The following is a 302-nucleotide window of genomic DNA, read 5'->3' as shown; positions in this document are numbered from 1 at the left end:
CAGTAAAAATCTCTGCAGGCTTGTAGCTCAGGTGGTTAGAGCGCACCCCTGATAAGGGTGAGGTCGGTGGTTCAAGTCCACTCAGGCCTACCAAATTCTTGCCGATGCTGCGTTGCGGCGACACTCACATACTTCAGTATGCTTCGTGTCACCACGCCTTGCCTCAACAAGAATTAGCGGTACAGAGATTAGTGTATACGATGGGGTTATAGCTCAGCTGGGAGAGCGCCTGCCTTGCACGCAGGAGGTCTGCGGTTCGATCCCGCATAGCTCCACCATCCTTTTACTGCGAAAAACAAGAA

The 302-nt window shown here is 52.3% G+C and carries 2 tRNA genes; both read left to right on the top strand.

Features of this window, described 5'->3' with window-relative positions:
- Positions 1–16: 16 nt before the first annotated feature.
- A tRNA-Ile gene (locus tag PYW49_RS23305) sits at positions 17–93 on the top strand.
- Positions 94–202: 109 nt separating this feature from the next.
- Positions 203–278, top strand: a tRNA-Ala gene (locus tag PYW49_RS23300).
- Positions 279–302: the final 24 nt, after the last annotated feature.

It is taken from the genome of Enterobacter chinensis (assembly GCF_034008295.1).
In the GTDB taxonomy this organism is placed as follows: domain Bacteria; phylum Pseudomonadota; class Gammaproteobacteria; order Enterobacterales; family Enterobacteriaceae; genus Enterobacter; species Enterobacter chinensis.
The sequence above is the reverse complement of the archived record's forward strand: the minus strand, read 5'-3'. Positions and strand labels throughout refer to the sequence as shown.